Source organism: Pseudomonas tructae, assembly GCF_004214895.1.
Classification (GTDB): domain Bacteria; phylum Pseudomonadota; class Gammaproteobacteria; order Pseudomonadales; family Pseudomonadaceae; genus Aquipseudomonas; species Aquipseudomonas tructae.
The window spans coordinates 4,993,563-5,008,560 of record NZ_CP035952.1; the positions used below are offsets into that span (position 1 = coordinate 4,993,563).

Below are 14,998 nucleotides of genomic sequence, written 5' to 3' on the forward strand. Positions count from 1 at the left end.
GGCACAGCGCCCTCGAGATCGAGCGTCGCCCGCGCGGCGCATCGCGGGTCAAGCCCGCTCCCACATTTGTTGCAACGTGCCATGGCCTGTGAGGGTGGTGTTGAGGCCCACAAAAAACCCCACCGAGGTGGGATTTTCTGTTTACAGGCAATGCCTAGATCGCGCCACGCTTGCGCAGCAACTCCAGCACCTGCTTGACGCCGTCTTCCAGGCTGAGGTTCTGGGTGTCGATCACCAGGTCAGCATCCAGCGGTACGTCATACGGGAAGCTTTCGCCCGGGATGTTGTCGCCGGCAGCGGCATACAGGCCCTGGGGGTCGCGCTCGCGGCACGCCAAAGGCGAAGCCTGGACGTAGACAGTGAGCAAACGCTCCTTGCCGATCAGCGCCTTGGCCTGTTCACGGCCTTCGGCGTCCGGGGCGACGAAGGCAGCCAAGGTCAGCAGGCCTGCTTCGTTGAACTGACGCGCAACGTGCGCGGCACGACGCCAGTTCTCGGTACGCCCGGCACGGTCTTGCGGCAAGCCCTTGTTCAGGTCGTGGCGCAGGTTCTGACCATCGAGCACGTACACCGCTCGGCCCATGTCGAACAGCTTGCGCTCGACGGCATAGGCCAGGGTGCTCTTGCCCGCGCCCGAAAGGCCGCTGAACAGCACGGTGGCCGGCTGCTGGCCGAAGCGCAGGGCACGTTCTTCGGTGGCGACGTGCGCCAGTTTACCATGCTGGCCGACGGTGCCATGGGGCACAACCGGTGGCGCGATGATCATGCCAGCGCCAACGGTGCCGTTGGTCAGGCGGTCAATGACGATGAACGCACCGGTGGTGCGGTTGCTGTCATAGCCGTCCAGGGCGATCGGGGCGTCGAGGCTGACCTTGACCTTGCCGATCTCGTTCAGTTGCAAAGAACTGGCCGTGCCCTGCTCCAGGGTATTCACATCGACCTTGTGGGCGATGCTGGCAATCGAGCCCGGCACGTAGCTGGTGGCGCGCTTGATGTCGTATTTCTTGCCCGGCAGCATCGGCTCTTCGGCCATCCATACCAGCATGGCGTCGAACTGGTCGGCCACCTGCGGTACGTTGTCGGCGTGCACCAGCAGGTCGCCACGGGAGATGTCGATCTCGTCTTCCATGGTCAGGGTCACGGCCTGACCGGGGCCGGCGTTTTCCAGCTCACCTTCGAAGGTGACGATAGACTTGACCCGGCTGCTCTTGCCCGACGGCAGCACAACGACTTCATCGCCCTTGTGCACCACACCGCTGGCCAGGGTGCCGGCAAAACCACGGAAGTTCAGGTTCGGGCGGTTGACGTACTGCACCGGGAAACGCAGGTCGGTGAAGTTGCGGTCGGCCGCGACTTCGACGGTTTCGAGGATTTCCATCAGCGCCGGGCCCGTGTACCACGGCGAACGCTCGCTGCGGTTGACCACGTTGTCGCCCTTGAGCGCCGACATCGGCACAAAGTGCAGGCTGCTCGGAGCCATGTTGATGGCTTCGGCAAACTTCAGGTAGTCGGCCTTGATGCTCTCGAACACGCCTTCGTCGAAGCCTTTGAGGTCCATCTTGTTGACCGCGACGACGATGTGCTTGATGCCCAGCAACGAGGCAATGTAGCTGTGCCGACGGGTCTGGGTCTGCACGCCGTAGCGGGCATCGACGAGGATGATCGCCAGATCGCAGGTCGAAGCACCGGTGGCCATGTTGCGGGTGTACTGCTCGTGGCCCGGAGTGTCGGCGATGATGAACTTGCGCTTGGCGGTGGAAAAGTAGCGGTAAGCCACATCGATGGTGATGCCCTGCTCACGCTCGGCCTGCAGGCCATCTACCAGCAACGCCAGGTCGATGTCGTCACCGGTGGTGCCGACTTTCTTCGAGTCGCGGGTAATGGCTTCCAGATGGTCTTCATAGATCATCTTCGAGTCGTGCAGCAGGCGCCCGATCAGGGTGCTCTTGCCGTCGTCGACGTTACCGCAGGTGAGGAAGCGCAGCAGTTCTTTGCGTTCGTGCTGGGCCAGGTAAGCGAGGATATCCTCGCTGATCAGATCAGATTGGTGCGACATGAAGAGACCCTAACTTAGAAATAGCCCTGACGTTTTTTGTCTTCCATGGAGCCTGCGCCATCATGATCGATGACCCGGCCCTGGCGCTCGGAAGTGCGCGTCAGGAGCATTTCCTGAATGATGTCGGTGAGGCTCTCGGCCTCCGACTCCACCGCGCCCGTCAACGGGTAGCAGCCAAGGGTACGGAAACGCACCTTCTTCTTGACGATGCGGGCCTTTTCTTCCTCCGAGAGGTGCTCGAGGATGCGCGCGTCGTCGATCATGATCAGGGTGCCGTTCTTCTCGATGACTTCGCGTTCGGCGGCGAAGTACAGCGGCACGATCGGGATGCCTTCAAGGTAGATGTACTGCCAGATATCCAGCTCGGTCCAGTTCGACAGCGGGAACACGCGAATCGATTCGCCCTTGTTGACCTTGCCGTTGTAGACGTTCCACAACTCGGGGCGCTGATTCTTCGGGTCCCAGCGGTGCTTGCTGTCGCGGAACGAATAGACCCGCTCCTTGGCCCGCGACTTCTCTTCGTCGCGGCGCGCGCCACCAAAGGCAGCATCGAAGCCGTACTTGTCGAGGGCCTGCTTGAGGCCTTCGGTCTTCATGATGTCGGTGTGCTTGGCACTGCCGTGGGTGAACGGGTTGATGCCCTGGGCGACGCCATCAGGGTTGACGTGAGTAATCAGCTCCAGGCCCATTTCCTCGACCATCTTGTCGCGGAAGCTGTACATCTCCTGGAATTTCCACTGGGTGTCGACGTGCATCACCGGGAACGGCAGCTTGCCCGGGAAGAAGGCTTTGCGCGCCAGGTGCAGCATCACGGCCGAGTCCTTGCCAATCGAGTACAGCATCACCGGGTTATCGAACTCGGCGGCCACCTCACGAATGATGTGGATGCTTTCCGCCTCCAACTGTTTCAAGTGCGTCAGTTTGTCGACCATGGCTACTCACGGAAATACGATCTTATGGACGGCCAGCGGGCCGTGTTCGAGCGAGCCACTGTATCACAGCGCCCAATTCTATTTAGACGGCCAACTAGAACGAAACAGTATAAGAATATGCCCTGCCGTTTTAGTTTCAGATCGGGTTCGGGCAGTCGATGAACAGGTGCTCCAGGGCAAAGCGCCGGGCCAGGTAATCACCCAGCGCCTGCACCCCGTAACGCTCGGTGGCATGGTGGCCGGCGGCAATGAAACTGATGCCGTTTTCGCGGGCGCTATGGAAGGTCTGCTCGGAGGCCTCGCCACTCAAGTACAGGTCGACACCGGCGGTAATCGCCTGGTCGATGTAACCCTGGCCGCCGCCTGTGCACCAGCCAACCCGGCGGATGATCTGCTCACCTTCGATCAGCAGCGGCTCGCGGCCCATCACCTCCTGCACCTTGCGGGCAAAATCCCGCGCCGACATCGGCTCGGCCAACGACCCGACCAGGCCAACGACCCGCGGGTTCTGTGGGTCCAGCGGGCCTTCAACGGTGATGTCGAGCTGCCGTGCCAGTTGCACGTTGTTGCCCACTTCCGGGTGCAGGTCCAGCGGCAGGTGATAGGACAACAGGCTCAGATCGTTTTTCAGCAAAGTCTTCAGCCGGCGCTGCTTCATGCCGGTGATGCACGGGTTTTCGCCCTTCCAGAAGTAGCCATGGTGCACCAGCACCAGGTCGGCGTTGGCCTCGACGGCGGCGTCGAGCAAAGCCTGGCTTGCGGTGACGCCGCTAACGATGCGGGTCACCTGCGGGCGCCCCTCGACCTGCAGGCCGTTGGGGCAGTAGTCCTGGATTTTGGCGCTGCCGAGGTAGCGTTCGGCTTCCTCGACCAGGGTACTCAGGGCAACAGCCATGGAAAGACTCCTCAATTTCGCAGTTCAGCGCGGCCCAAGGCCCCGTATAATGAGCGCCATTATGGGCCGTCGCCGGGTTTGGGGAAACCGACGGCAGTTGCCCGGGGGTATCGGTTGTTGGCTTTGGTGACGATTTAACAGTTCCTGCACAAGCCCGAGCGCAGTATGATCGCGCGCGTTCACGCCCCCAGCTGTTTGCGGCCCTCTGCCAACTCCCAGGATTCGTTCAATGTTCAAGGCTTTGCGTTATTTTGGCTGGCCGCTGCTGGTCGGCGTGCTGATCGCCCTGCTGGTCATCCAGCGCTTCCCGCAATGGGTCGGCCTGCCCAGCCAGGACGTCAACCTGCAACAGGCCCCGCAAACCACGCGGATCATGCAGGGGCCGGTGTCCTATGCCGACGCCGTGAGCATCGCCGCACCGGCAGTGGCAAACCTGTACACCACCAAGGTGGTCAACAAGACCGCTCACCCGCTGTTCGAAGACCCGCAGTTCCGCCGTTTCTTCGGTGACAACCTGCCCAAGCAGCGCCGTTGGGAGTCGAGCCTGGGTTCGGCCGTGATCATGAGCCCCGAAGGCTATCTGCTGACCAACAACCACGTGACCTCCGGCGCCGACCAGATCGTGGTGGCGCTCAAGGACGGCCGCGAAACCCTGGCACGGGTGATCGGCAGCGACCCGGAAACTGACCTTGCGGTACTCAAGATCGACCTGAAGAACCTGCCTTCGATCACCATCGGCCGCTCGGACAACATCCATATCGGCGATGTCGCCCTGGCCATCGGCAACCCCTTCGGCGTCGGCCAGACCGTGACCATGGGCATCATCAGCGCCACCGGGCGTAACCAGCTGGGCCTGAACAACTACGAAGACTTCATCCAGACCGACGCCGCCATCAACCCGGGCAACTCCGGTGGTGCGCTGGTCGACGCCAACGGCAACCTGACCGGCATCAACACCGCGATCTTCTCCAAGTCCGGCGGCTCGCAGGGCATCGGCTTTGCCATTCCGACCAAGCTGGCGCTGGAAGTGATGAAGTCGATCATCGAGCACGGGCAGGTGATTCGTGGCTGGTTGGGTATCGAGGTGCAGCCGCTGAGCCAGGAACTGGCCGAGTCGTTCGGCATGCAGGGGCGTCCGGGTATCGTCGTGGCGGGGATTTTCCGTGATGGCCCGGCGCAGAAAGCCGGCCTGGAACTGGGTGACGTGATCCTGAGCATCAATGGCGAACCGGCGGGCGATGGCCGCCGTTCGATGAACCAGGTGGCGCGGATCAAACCCAACGACAAGGTAGCGATCCAGGTCATGCGCAATGGCAAGGAGCTCAAGCTGACTGCCGAGATCGGCTTGCGTCCACCGCCGGCACCGGCGGCCAAAGAAGAAAACTGACGGCCTGAAATACATCGCGGGGCAAGCCCGCTCCCACAGGGAAACTGCTGTACCTGTGGGAGCGGGCTTGCCCCGCGATGGTATCAGTGCAGAATCTGGCTCAAGAACAGCTTGGTCCGATCATTCTGCGGCCGGTCGAAGAAGTCGTCCGGCGCCGCCTGCTCCACAATCTCGCCTTTGTCCATGAAGATCACCCGGTTCGCCACGGTGCGGGCAAAGCCCATCTCGTGGGTCACGCAGAGCATGGTCATGCCGTCTTCCGCCAGGCCAACCATGGTATCGAGCACTTCCTTGACCATCTCCGGGTCCAGTGCTGAAGTCGGCTCGTCGAACAACATGATCTTCGGTTTCATGCACAGCGCCCGGGCAATCGCCACCCGTTGCTGCTGACCACCGGAAAGCTGCCCGGGGAACTTGTTGGCCTGCTCCGGAATACGCACGCGCTCAAGGTAGTGCATGGCTATTTCCTCGGCCTTGCGCTTGGGCATTTTGCGTACCCACATCGGCGCCAGGGTGCAGTTCTGCAGAATGGTCAGGTGCGGGAACAGGTTGAAATGCTGGAACACCATGCCGACTTCACGGCGGATCGCTTCGATCTGCTTGAGGTCGTTGGTCAGCTCCACACCATCGACGACGATCCGCCCCTGCTGGTGTTCTTCCAGGCGGTTGAGGCAGCGGATGGTGGTCGACTTGCCCGAACCCGAAGGCCCGCACAGCACGATGCGCTCGCCCTGGCGCACGTTCAGGTTGATGTCCTTGAGTACGTGGAACTGGCCGTACCACTTGTTCACGCCCTGCATCTGAATAATGCCTTCAGGGCTCACAGACTGTTTGATCGCTTCACTCATGGGAACACTCCTAACGCTTGTGGCCTGTGTCCAGCTTGCGCTCCAGATGCATGGAGTAGCGGGACATACCGAAACAGAAAATCCAGAAAACCAGGGCGGCGAATACATAGCCCTCGGTCGCCATGCCCAGCCAGGTCGGGTCGGCAGCGGCCTGCTTGACGCTGTTGAGCAGGTCGAACAGGCCGATGATGATCACAAGGCTTGTGTCCTTGAACAGGGCAATGAAGGTGTTGACGATGCCGGGGATCACCAGCTTCAGCGCTTGCGGCAGAATCACCAGGCACATCGAGCGCCAGTAGCCCAGGCCCATGGCCGCAGCGGCTTCGTACTGGCCCTTGGGAATGGCCTGCAGGCCACCGCGCACCACCTCGGCGATGTACGCCGACTGGAACAGGATCACCCCGATCATGGCCCGCAGCAGCTTGTCGAAGCTCATGCCTTCAGGCAGGAACAGCGGCAACATCACCGAGGACATGAACAGCACGGTAATCAGCGGCACGCCGCGCCAGAACTCGATGAAGGTCACGCAGACCACCTTCACCGCCGGCATGTTCGAACGCCGCCCCAGCGCCAGCAAAATCCCCAGCGGCAAGGCGCCGACGATGCCCACGGTGGCGATCACCAGGGTCAGCATCAGCCCGCCCCACTGGTTGGTCGGTACCGTGGCCAGGCCCAGGTAACCGCCATGCAACAGGGTGTAGGCGATGATCGGGTACAGCACCAGAAAGCCCAGGCCGTAGATCGCCTTGCGCGGGAAACGCGAGATGAACAGCGGCGCGGCGCCAATCACCGCGAGCCACACGGTGAGGTCGACGCGCCAGCGCAGTTCGCTTGGGTAATAGCCGTACATGAACTGGCCGAAGCGCTGCTGGATGAACACCCAGCAGGCGCCATCCTTGGTGCAATCGGCGCGGGTGGTGCCGACCCAGTTGGCATCGAAGATCGACCACTGCAACAGCGGCGGCACGATCAGCCACACCAGGTACACGGCAAACAGCGTCAGCAGGGTGTTGAGCCAGCTGGAGAACAGGTTGGCACGCATCCAGGCGACAACGCCGACGGCTTTGACCGGTGGCGGCATATCAGGTTTGAAAACATGGGTACTCATGCGCTTGTCCTCACCGCTCGATCAGCGCAATGCGCTTGTTGTACCAGTTCATCAGCAACGAAATGCTGATGCTGATGGCCAGATAGACGCTCATGGTGATGGCAATCACCTCGATGGCCTGGCCGGTCTGGTTGAGCACGGTACCGGCGAACAACGAGACCATTTCCGGGTAGCCGATACCGGCTGCCAGCGAAGAGTTCTTCGCCAGGTTCAGGTACTGGCTGGTCAGCGGCGGAATGATCACCCGCAGCGCCTGGGGAATGATCACCTTGCGCAGCGTCGGCCCTTCGCGCAGGCCCAGGGAGCGGGCTGCTTCGGTCTGGCCGTAACTGACCGAGCGGATGCCCGAACGCACGATCTCGGCGATAAAGGCGGCGGTGTAGATGGTCAGCGCCAGGGTCAGGGCCAACAACTCGGGGATCAGCACCCAACCGCCGACGAAGTTGAAGCCCTTGAGCTGCGGCATTTCCCACTGCACCGGCGCGCCGAACAGCAGCACGCACAGGGCCGGAATGCCAAAGAACAGGAACAGGCCGACCCAGAATTTGTGGAACGGCTCGCCGGTGGCCTCAAAGCGCCGGTTGGCCAGGCGCACCATCAGCACAATGGCGATGATGGCCAGCACCAGGCTGACGACGAACGGCCAGAATCCTTCAGCCATGGACGCACCGGGCATGTTCAGACCCCGGTTGCTGATAAAGAAGGTGTCGTTGAGATTGATGCTGCCCCGCGGTCCCGGCAGGGTCAGGAACACCGCGAAGTACCAGAACAGGATCTGCAACAGCGGCGGAATGTTACGGAAAGTCTCGACATACACCGTGGCCAGCTTGCTGATCATCCAGTTCGGTGACAGTCGGGCCACACCGATGATGAAGCCCAGCAGGGTCGCCAGGATGATGCCGATGAAGGTCACCAGCAGGGTGTTGAGCAGGCCAATGACGAACACCCGCGCATAACTGTCCTGCTCGGTATAGGGAATCAGGTGCTGGGCGATGCCGAAGCCGGCACTGCGTTCGAGGAAGTCGAAGCCCGAGGTGATCCCGCGGTGCTGCAGGTTGGTCTGGGTGTTGTGAAACAGGTACCAGCCTAGCCCGACCACGAAAGCGATGGTAAGGATCTGGAACAGCCACGCACGCACACGTGGATCGCTCAGGGATAGTCCCTTGGGTGCGCCGATATTATTTTGCATGTAATGCCCCGCAAGGAAGGGAACCGAACAGCCTGCAGCGGCGAATGGCCGCCGCAGGCCGCAACCGTCAGCGCACCGGTGGCGCGTACTGGATGCCGCCGTTGTTCCACAGGGCGTTCAGACCGCGGTCGATTTGCAGTGGGGTTTGCTTGCCCAGGTTTTTCTCGAAGACTTCGCCGTAGTTGCCGACCTGCTTGACGATCTGCACCACCCAGTCCTTCGGCAGCTTCAGGTCTTTGCCGTACTCGCCGTCGGCGCCGAGCATGCGGCCCACGTCAGGGTTCTTGGTGGCCTTGGCTTCGGCTTCGACGTTCTTCGAGGTGATGCCCATCTCTTCGGCGTTGAGCATGGCGAACAGGGTCCACTTGACGATGCTGAACCACTCTTCATCGCCTTTGCGCACCACCGGGCCCAGTGGCTCTTTGGAGATAGTCTCCGGCAGTACCACGTAGTCGGTCGGGGCGGCCAGCTTGGAGCGCTGTGCGTAGAGCTGCGACTTGTCGGAGGTCAGCACGTCGCAACGGCCGGATTCCAGCGACTTGGCGCTCTCGTCGGAGGTGTCGAAGGTGATCGGGGTGTACTTCAGGCCATTGGCTCGGAAGTAGTCGGAAACGTTGAGCTCGGTGGTGGTACCGGCCTGGATGCAGATGGTTGCGCCATCCAGTTCCTTGGCACTGGAAACGCCCAGCTTCTTGTTGACCAGGAAACCGATGCCGTCGTAATAGGTAACACCGGCGAACACCAGGCCCATGCCGGCGTCACGGGAGCTGGTCCAGGTGGTGTTGCGCGACAGCACGTCGACTTCACCGGACTGCAGCGCGGTGAAACGCTCCTTGGCGTTGAGCTGGCTGAACTTGACCTTCTTGGCGTCACCGAACACCGCAGCGGCTACCGCGCGGCAGACGTCGGCGTCGATACCGACGATGTTGCCCTTGGCATCCGGCACCGAGAAGCCCGGCAAACCGTCACTGACGCCACATTGAACGAATCCCTTCTTCTGTACTGCGTCCAGGGTCGCACCTGCCTGTGCGAAACCGCTGATACCCAACGCGGTCGCAGCGGTAACCACTGCCAGTGTGGATTTCAACATCTTCATTCAAACCTCCAGTTTTGCTCTTGTTGTGTGAGCCGGGATTGCACCGCACCCTTATGAGGCGCATCCGACCCGTGTTGGCTTGTTTTTGGGTCAATTGGCGCAATGCGCTGTTCTGTGACAGCCTTGGGGACCGCTAACGGGTGTTACCGTCCAAAACGTGTAACCTCGCATCAGAAGATACATAGCAAAGCGCGTACCACACTGGAGGGCTAAAGCGTTTCAGTTCACGTCAATAGGAAAACTTGCAGCGTTGCGACAGGTTTTTCCCGGATTTACCCGACGCGCCTTCATTTCATGCACGCAAACAAGAGCGCGCGCACACTTTCGGAGCAGTCATGACTCACCCGCTGATTCTTGAACCACAAAAAACCGCTGATGCCTGTGTGATCTGGTTGCACGGCCTTGGGGCCGACCGTTACGACTTCATGCCGGTCGCCGAAGCCCTGCAGGAAGTATTGCTGACCACCCGCTTCGTCATGCCCCAGGCGCCAACCCGGCCGGTGACCATCAACGGTGGTTACGAAATGCCCAGCTGGTACGACATCAAGGCCATGACCCCGGCGCGGGCCATCGACCAGGATCAGCTGGAAGCCTCAGCCGACCAAGTGATCGCGCTGATCAAGGCGGAGCAGGCAAAAGGCATCGATCTGGCACGCATCTTCCTCGCCGGCTTCTCCCAAGGTGGCGCGGTGGTGCTGCACACTGCCTATATAAAGTGGCAAGAAGCATTGGGTGGGGTAATCGCCCTCTCGACCTACGCACCGACCTTCAGCGACAGCGTTGAACTGACCGCCTGTCAGCAACGCACCCCGGCCCTGTGCCTGCATGGCGTCTATGACCCCGTGGTATTGCCGGCGATGGGCCGTACTGCCTTTGAGCACCTCAAACACTGGGGCGTAAGCGTCGAGAGGCAGGAATACCCGATGGAACACGCGGTGCTACCTGAGGAAATCAACGATATCGGCGCGTGGCTGGCCAAACGCCTGCGTTAAAAGAACAGTTCCCTGTAGTTGTCAGTGCAATCCACTACGCCGCGCCCGAATCTTGCATTACACTGCCCGGCGTACATTCCTTAACCAATTGATGAGATGACCGTGCTCAAAGCACTCAAGAAGATGTTCGGCAAGAGCGAGGTTGAGCAACTCGCCACCGAAACCGCTGCCGCCGCGACGCAGCCGCCCGTAGCCGCCCAGGCCCCTGCCCCGTCGGCACCGCTCAAGACTGAGGCCGCAACCCCTGCCCCGGTCCGTGCCGAGAAGCCGGCCGAGGCCAAGCCACGCCGTGAGCGCAAGCCAAAACCCGCCGCCTCCACCTGGAAGCTGGAAGACTTCGTGGTCGAGCCGCAGGAAGGCAAGACCCGTTTCCATGACTTCAAGCTCTCGCCCGAGCTGATGCATGCGATCCACGACCTGGGCTTTCCTTACTGCACGCCGATCCAGGGCCAGGTCCTGGGTTACACCCTGCGTGGTAAAGACGCCATCGGCCGGGCCCAGACCGGTACCGGCAAGACCGCAGCCTTCCTGATTTCGATCATCACCCAACTGCAGCAGACCCCGCCGCCCAAAGAACGCTACATGGGCGAGCCACGGGCACTGATCATCGCGCCGACCCGCGAACTGGTAGTGCAGATTGCCAAGGACGCCGCCGCGCTGACCAAGTACACCGGCCTCAACGTCATGACCTTCGTCGGCGGCATGGACTTCGACAAGCAGCTCAAGGCCCTCGAAGCCCGTCATTGCGACATCCTGGTCGCCACCCCGGGCCGCCTGCTGGACTTCAACCAGCGCGGTGAAGCACACCTGGACATGGTCGAAGTATTGGTACTGGACGAAGCCGACCGCATGCTCGACATGGGCTTCATCCCCCAGGTGCGGCAGATCATCCGCCAGACCCCGCCCAAGAGCGAACGCCAGACCCTGCTGTTCTCGGCAACCTTCACTGAAGATGTGATGAACCTGGCCAAGCAGTGGACCACGGACCCTGCGATCGTCGAGATCGAGCCGGAGAACGTCGCCAGCGAAACCGTCGAACAGCACGTCTATGCCGTGGCCGGCAGCGACAAATACAAGCTGCTGTACAACCTGGTGACCGAGAACAAGTGGGAACGGGTGATGGTCTTTGCCAACCGCAAGGACGAGGTGCGGCGCATCGAGGAACGGCTGGTGCGCGACGGCGTCAACGCCGCCCAACTGTCGGGCGACGTGCCGCAGCACAAGCGGATCAAGACCCTGGAAAACTTCCGCGAAGGGCGCATCACCGTGCTGGTGGCCACCGACGTGGCGGGTCGCGGCATCCACATCGACGGCATCAGCCACGTGATCAACTTCACCCTGCCTGAAGATCCGGACGACTACGTGCACCGCATTGGCCGTACGGGCCGTGCCGGTACCAGCGGCGTGTCGATCAGCTTTGCCGGTGAGGATGACTCCTACCAGTTGCCAGCCATCGAAGAGCTGCTGGGACGCAAGATCAGCTGCGAAATGCCGCCGACCGAGTTGCTCAAGTCGGTACCGCGCAAGCATCACTGATCGCTGTAACACCATCGCGGGGCAAGCCCGCTCCCACAGAGGATCAACCAATCCTGTGGGAGCGAGCTTGCCCCGCGATGCATTTACACTTATCCATATTGCCCAAATAAACTAAAAGTCCATAATAGACAAAATAGTTCATTTGGAGCTTCGCATGTCTGCGCCTCTCGTCATCGATCAACAGCACGCTCGTCAACTGCTCGCCCAGGTGGATGTCCCGCAGATCCTGCGCAACCTGTTCCGTGACCTGGCAGCCGGGCAAGCGGTGCAACCGCCCCAGCAACTGGTGGAGTTCCCTGCGGGCCAGGGCGACTTCATCAACTACGGCGGCGTACTGGCCGAACAGCGTGTATACGGGGTCAAGACCTCGCCCTACATCGTCCGCGCCCAGGGCCCGCTGGTCACCGCCTGGACCCTGCTGATGTCCATGGACAGCGGCCAGCCCTTGCTCCTGTGCGATGCCGGTGAGCTGACCACCGCACGCACCGCCGCCACAACCGCCGTCGCCGTCGATGCCCTGGCAGCCGCTGACGCCCGCCGCCTGACCCTGATCGGCAGCGGCCCGATTGCCCGTGCGCACCTGCATTACGCCCGCAGCCTGCGCCCCTGGCAGGACATCCGCCTGTACTCGCCAAGCCTGAGCGAGCAATCCGCCGAGCAGCGCCAGGCCCTGAGCGATCTCGATCCGCGCCTGGTGCTGAGCGACAGCCTGGAACAAGCAGTGCTCGATGCTGACGTGATCCTGTTGTGCACCTCCTCGGCCAGCCCGGTGCTCGACCCGCGCCAGTTGAGCAAACCTGCGCTGATCACCTCGATCAGCACCAATGCGCTGCGCGCCCATGAAGTGCCGCCAGCGACCTTGAGCGAAATGGACGTCTACTGCGACTACCGGGTAACCACCCCGGGCAGCGCCGGCGAGATGCGCATCGCTGCCGAGCAACACGGCTGGCAACCCGAAGCGATCGTCGGCGATCTCGCGCAATTGATCAGCGGTGCCGCGCAAGAACCGAGCTACCGGCGCCACGCCTTCTTCCGCTCCATCGGTCTGGGGCTGGAAGACATCGCCCTGGCCAACGCCCTGTACCGCCTGCAACGCGCCGACTGAGGACCCCCACATGCATCACGCTGACTTCATCATTATCGGCGCCGGCATTGCCGGTGCCTCCACCGGTTTCTGGCTGGCCGGCCATGGCCGGGTGCTGCTGCTCGAGCGCGAAGCGCAGCCGGGTTACCACTCCACTGGCCGCTCGGCCGCGCTGTACACCGCGGCCTATGGCACGCCACAGGTACGCGCGCTGACCCTGGCCAGCCGCGCGTTTTTCGACCAGCCGCCAGCGGGCTTTGCCGAGCACCCGCTGCTCAGCCCGCGCGGGGAAATGACCGTCGACCTCAATGGCGACCCTGAGGAACTGCAGCGCCAGTACCAGAGCGCCAAGGCCTGTGTGCCGGAAGTCGAACTGCTCAGCGCCGAACAGGCCTGCGCGCGCCTGCCGGTGCTGCGCCGCGACAAGGTGCATGGCGCCCTGTACGACCCCAGTGCCAGCGACATCGACACCGACGCCCTGCACCAGGGCTACCTGCGTGGCATTCGTCGCCAGCAGGGTGAAGTGCACAGCAATTGCGAAGTACAGCAACTAAGCCGCGCCGCCGACGGCCTCTGGCAGGTGCAAACCAGCTGTGGCACGTTCACAGCCCCGGTGCTGATAAACGCCGCCGGGGCCTGGGCCGACCAGATCGGTGTACTGGCCGGTGCTCAGCCGCTGGGCCTGCAGCCAAAACGTCGCGCGGCGTTCATCTTCGCCGGCCCAGAAGGCGTCGACAGTCATGCCTGGCCCATGCTGGTCAGCCTCGACGAGTCGTTCTACATGAAGCCCGACGCCGGCATGCTGCTCGGCTCACCGGCCAATGCCGACCCAGTCGAGCCCCATGACGTGCAAGCCGAAGAACTGGACATTGCCATGGGCATCTACCAGATCGAAGAAGCCACCACCCTGAGCATTCGCCGACCGACCCGCACCTGGGCCGGGTTGCGCAGCTTCGTTGCTGATGGCGACCTGGTAGCCGGCTTCGACCCGCAGGTGCCGGGGCTGTTCTGGGTTGCCGCGCAAGGCGGCTACGGCATCCAGACTTCGCCGGCCATGGGTCAGGCGAGCGCCGCCCTGGTCCGTGGCCAGGACCTGCCCGAAGCGCTCAAGAGCTTTGGCCTGAATGCCGCAATGCTGTCGCCGCGCCGCTTGCAAGGATGACGCCCGGCCGCGATTGCGGCACACTCCCAGCGCCCTTTTGCCAAGGGCGCTGACACCGCCTGGAGCCTGCCCCAATGCCCACACCCCACGCCGATCCCGCCCTGCACAACTACCGGGCCATCGCCGACGCCATCGCCACCTTGTTCTTCCCCCACGCCGAAGTGGTGCTGCACGATTTGCGCAGCCAGAAGATCGACTACATCGCCAACAACCTGTCCAAGCGCGAGATTGGCGACGATGCGGCCCTGGAGGACATGTTCGAGGAAGGCACCGACGAGACCAATATCGGCCCGTACGAAAAGCTCAACTGGGACGGTCAGAAGATCCGCTCGCTGAGCACCGTACTGCGCGACCCGGCCGGCAAGCCGCTGGCGCTGCTGTGCATCAACCTGAACATTTCCCTGTTCGAGAACGCCAAGGCGGCATTGGACCTGTTCCTCTCGCCGAGCAAGCTGATCCCGCAACCCGACGCGCTGTTTCGCGATGACTGGCAGGAACGTATCAACACCTTCCTCAACAGCTGGCTGCGCCAGCGCCAACTGAGCCTCAACCTGCTCAGCCGCGACCACAAGCGCGAGCTGGTACTGGCCCTGCACGCCGAGGGCGCGTTCAAGGGCAAGAGTGCGGCCAACTATGTGGCCAATGTGCTGGGGATGGGACGGGCGACGGTGTACAAGCACCTGAAGGAACTCAAGGCCTGATGACGCTCAGGC

12 protein-coding genes and 1 pseudogene are annotated in these 14,998 nt (G+C 62.2%); 6 read left to right on the forward strand and 7 right to left on the reverse strand.

Going from position 1 to position 14,998, the window contains the following annotated elements; translation table 11 throughout:
* Nucleotides 1–154: 154 nt before the first annotated feature.
* The 3 genes from cysN to EXN22_RS22835 all read right to left on the reverse strand — a co-directional run bounded on the left by cysN (nucleotide 155) and on the right by EXN22_RS22835 (nucleotide 3,883).
* Nucleotides 155–2,056 carry a sulfate adenylyltransferase subunit CysN gene (gene cysN / locus EXN22_RS22825; RefSeq protein WP_130266188.1) on the reverse strand — a complete coding sequence of 634 codons (1,902 nt, stop codon included), beginning with the start codon at nucleotides 2,054–2,056 and terminating at the stop codon, nucleotides 155–157.
* Between the two features lie 14 nt (nucleotides 2,057–2,070).
* Complete coding sequence (gene cysD / locus EXN22_RS22830; RefSeq protein WP_038998836.1) at nucleotides 2,071–2,988, reverse strand: sulfate adenylyltransferase subunit CysD; 918 nt, start codon at nucleotides 2,986–2,988, stop codon at nucleotides 2,071–2,073.
* 136 nt (nucleotides 2,989–3,124) lie between these two features.
* The gene (locus tag EXN22_RS22835; protein ID WP_130266189.1) at nucleotides 3,125–3,883 is read right to left on the reverse strand and encodes a Nif3-like dinuclear metal center hexameric protein; all 759 of its coding nucleotides are present in this window, start codon (nucleotides 3,881–3,883) and stop codon (nucleotides 3,125–3,127) included.
* Between the two features lie 229 nt (nucleotides 3,884–4,112).
* Between EXN22_RS22835 and EXN22_RS22840 the strand changes: the two are divergent.
* Nucleotides 4,113–5,280, forward strand: a pseudogene (locus EXN22_RS22840) (trypsin-like peptidase domain-containing protein); the annotation flags it as partial.
* A 73-nt stretch (nucleotides 5,281–5,353) separates the two neighbouring features.
* Here the strand turns inward: EXN22_RS22840 and EXN22_RS22845 are convergent.
* The 4 genes from EXN22_RS22845 to EXN22_RS22860 all read right to left on the reverse strand — a co-directional run bounded on the left by EXN22_RS22845 (nucleotide 5,354) and on the right by EXN22_RS22860 (nucleotide 9,511).
* Entirely contained in the window at nucleotides 5,354–6,118 is a 765-nt protein-coding gene (locus tag EXN22_RS22845) for an amino acid ABC transporter ATP-binding protein (protein WP_130266190.1), read from the reverse strand.
* 10 nt (nucleotides 6,119–6,128) lie between these two features.
* Nucleotides 6,129–7,226 (reverse strand): amino acid ABC transporter permease, encoded by a 1,098-nt coding sequence (locus EXN22_RS22850; RefSeq protein ID WP_130266191.1) that lies wholly within the window; start codon nucleotides 7,224–7,226, stop codon nucleotides 6,129–6,131.
* Between the two features lie 10 nt (nucleotides 7,227–7,236).
* Nucleotides 7,237–8,415: an amino acid ABC transporter permease gene (locus EXN22_RS22855; RefSeq protein ID WP_130266192.1), complete on the reverse strand. Its 1,179-nt coding sequence runs from the start codon at nucleotides 8,413–8,415 to the stop codon at nucleotides 7,237–7,239.
* 67 nt (nucleotides 8,416–8,482) lie between these two features.
* Nucleotides 8,483–9,511 (reverse strand): amino acid ABC transporter substrate-binding protein, encoded by a 1,029-nt coding sequence (locus tag EXN22_RS22860; RefSeq protein WP_130266193.1) that lies wholly within the window; start codon nucleotides 9,509–9,511, stop codon nucleotides 8,483–8,485.
* Between the two features lie 335 nt (nucleotides 9,512–9,846).
* Here EXN22_RS22860 and EXN22_RS22865 point away from each other — a divergent pair, with 335 nt between their 5' ends.
* From EXN22_RS22865 to EXN22_RS22885, 5 genes are all read left to right on the forward strand, one after another.
* Nucleotides 9,847–10,503: an alpha/beta hydrolase gene (locus EXN22_RS22865; RefSeq protein ID WP_130266194.1), complete on the forward strand. Its 657-nt coding sequence runs from the start codon at nucleotides 9,847–9,849 to the stop codon at nucleotides 10,501–10,503.
* A gap of 102 nt (nucleotides 10,504–10,605) precedes the next feature.
* A complete protein-coding gene (rhlB, locus tag EXN22_RS22870; protein WP_218567656.1) occupies nucleotides 10,606–12,039 on the forward strand; it encodes an ATP-dependent RNA helicase RhlB in 1,434 nt (477 codons plus the stop codon).
* 154 nt (nucleotides 12,040–12,193) lie between these two features.
* Entirely contained in the window at nucleotides 12,194–13,144 is a 951-nt protein-coding gene (locus tag EXN22_RS22875; RefSeq protein WP_130266196.1) for an ornithine cyclodeaminase family protein, read from the forward strand.
* Nucleotides 13,145–13,154: 10 nt separating this feature from the next.
* Nucleotides 13,155–14,285, forward strand: coding sequence for an NAD(P)/FAD-dependent oxidoreductase (locus EXN22_RS22880; protein WP_130266197.1), 1,131 nt, complete (start codon nucleotides 13,155–13,157; stop codon nucleotides 14,283–14,285).
* 74 nt (nucleotides 14,286–14,359) lie between these two features.
* Nucleotides 14,360–14,986: a helix-turn-helix transcriptional regulator gene (locus tag EXN22_RS22885; RefSeq protein ID WP_130266198.1), complete on the forward strand. Its 627-nt coding sequence runs from the start codon at nucleotides 14,360–14,362 to the stop codon at nucleotides 14,984–14,986.
* The last annotated feature ends 12 nt before the right edge of the window (nucleotides 14,987–14,998 follow it).

What these genes read in the sequence shown, in the direction of transcription:
- cysN (WP_130266188.1), bottom strand. Translation starts at nt 2,056, where the DNA reads ATGTCGCACCAATCTGATCTGATCAGCGAGGATATCCTCGCTTACCTG.
- cysD (WP_038998836.1), bottom strand. Translation starts at nt 2,988, where the DNA reads ATGGTCGACAAACTGACGCACTTGAAACAGTTGGAGGCGGAAAGCATC.
- EXN22_RS22835 (WP_130266189.1), bottom strand. Translation starts at nt 3,883, where the DNA reads ATGGCTGTTGCCCTGAGTACCCTGGTCGAGGAAGCCGAACGCTACCTC.
- EXN22_RS22845 (WP_130266190.1), bottom strand. Translation starts at nt 6,118, where the DNA reads ATGAGTGAAGCGATCAAACAGTCTGTGAGCCCTGAAGGCATTATTCAG.
- EXN22_RS22850 (WP_130266191.1), bottom strand. Translation starts at nt 7,226, where the DNA reads ATGAGTACCCATGTTTTCAAACCTGATATGCCGCCACCGGTCAAAGCC.
- EXN22_RS22855 (WP_130266192.1), bottom strand. Translation starts at nt 8,415, where the DNA reads ATGCAAAATAATATCGGCGCACCCAAGGGACTATCCCTGAGCGATCCA.
- EXN22_RS22860 (WP_130266193.1), bottom strand. Translation starts at nt 9,511, where the DNA reads ATGAAGATGTTGAAATCCACACTGGCAGTGGTTACCGCTGCGACCGCG.
- EXN22_RS22865 (WP_130266194.1), top strand. Translation starts at nt 9,847, where the DNA reads ATGACTCACCCGCTGATTCTTGAACCACAAAAAACCGCTGATGCCTGT.
- EXN22_RS22875 (WP_130266196.1), top strand. Translation starts at nt 12,194, where the DNA reads ATGTCTGCGCCTCTCGTCATCGATCAACAGCACGCTCGTCAACTGCTC.
- EXN22_RS22880 (WP_130266197.1), top strand. Translation starts at nt 13,155, where the DNA reads ATGCATCACGCTGACTTCATCATTATCGGCGCCGGCATTGCCGGTGCC.
- EXN22_RS22885 (WP_130266198.1), top strand. Translation starts at nt 14,360, where the DNA reads ATGCCCACACCCCACGCCGATCCCGCCCTGCACAACTACCGGGCCATC.